Below are 1,342 nucleotides of genomic sequence, written 5' to 3'. Positions count from 1 at the left end.
CAGGATCCAAGGGTGATCCAAGGGGATTATTTAAACAAGAGATGATAGATCAAAATATCATTATTCAAAGTAATTTAATTTCTAAATATGGGATTGCGCAGCGTACTGTTATAAAAAAATGTAAATGTTTTTTTAACTCTGTATATTTTTAAAATCTCTTTTCTATAAAAAAAGACTAGACAGTACGACCGGTTTGTAATAAAAGCGAGAAATACAAATCTTCGATTAAAGGAAAAATATAAAAAAATGAAATCAAAAAAAAAATACATTTACGACGGTGAAAATATTCATTTTATTAGCGAACATAACGAAAACGGCCAAATAATTAAATTAACAGAATACCAAGAAGACGGTAAAACTGTTAAAAAAATTATAAAATATAACGACTGCAAAACTATTAAGGCAATTGAAGAATACAACGAAAACGGCCAAAAAACTAAATTAACATTATACGAAAACGACGGCAAAACTGTTAAAAAAATTATAAAATATAACGACGGCAAAACTATTAGGTTTATTGTCGAATACAACGAAAACAACCAAAAAATTAAAGAAACATTCTACCAACCCGACGGCAAAACTGTTAAAAAAATTATAAAATATAACGACTGCAAAACTATTTTTACAATCCACGAATACAACGAAAACGGTCAAAAAAATAAAGTAACATTCTATAAAGACGACGGCAAAACTATTAGGTTTATTGTCGAATACAACGAAAACGGCCAAAAAAATAAAGTAAAATTCTATAAAGACGACGGCAAAACTATTAGGTTTATTGTCGAATACAACGAAAACGTCCAAAAAATTAAAGAAACATTCTACCAACCCGACGGCAAAACTGTTAAAAAAATTATAAAATATAACGACGGCAAAACTATTAAGGCAATTGAAGAATACAACGAAAACGGCCAAAAAACTAAAGTAAAATTCTATCAAGACGACGGCAAAACTATTTTGGCAATTGAAGAATACAACGAAAACAACCAAATAATTAAATTAACAAAATACCAAGACGACGGCAAAACTATTCATTTTATTGGCGAATACAACGAAAACAACCAAATAATTAAATTAACAAAATACCAAGACGACGGCAAAACTATTTTGGCAATTGAAGAATACAACGAAAACGGTCAAAAAAATAAAGTAACATTCTATAAAGACGACGGCAAAACTATTAGGTTTATTGTCGAATACAACGAAAACGGCCAAAAAAATAAAGAAACATTATACGAAAACGACGGCAAAACTGTTAAAAAAATTATAAAATATAACGACGACGGAACAGAAAAAAAATAATATGAAAAATACAAAAAAATAAAAAATAAAATAAACGTCC

General features: G+C 28.4%; 1 protein-coding gene. It reads left to right on the top strand.

The window, feature by feature from the left end; all coding sequences use genetic code 11:
* The first annotated feature begins 246 nt into the window (after positions 1 to 246).
* Positions 247 to 1,302 carry a DUF2963 domain-containing protein gene (locus tag KTO59_RS04285; protein WP_284928819.1) on the top strand — a complete coding sequence of 352 codons (1,056 nt, stop codon included), beginning with the start codon at positions 247 to 249 and terminating at the stop codon, positions 1,300 to 1,302.
* Positions 1,303 to 1,342: the final 40 nt, after the last annotated feature.

Source organism: Candidatus Phytoplasma sp. AldY-WA1 (assembly GCF_020312115.2).
Classification (GTDB): Bacteria; Bacillota_I; Bacilli_A; order Acholeplasmatales; family Acholeplasmataceae; genus Phytoplasma; species Phytoplasma vitis.
This window is presented reverse-complemented; position numbering and strand designations above follow the sequence as displayed.

Coding starts and splice junctions, on each gene's coding strand:
- KTO59_RS04285 (WP_284928819.1), top strand. CDS start 247: ATGAAATCAAAAAAAAAATACATTTACGACGGTGAAAATATTCATTTT.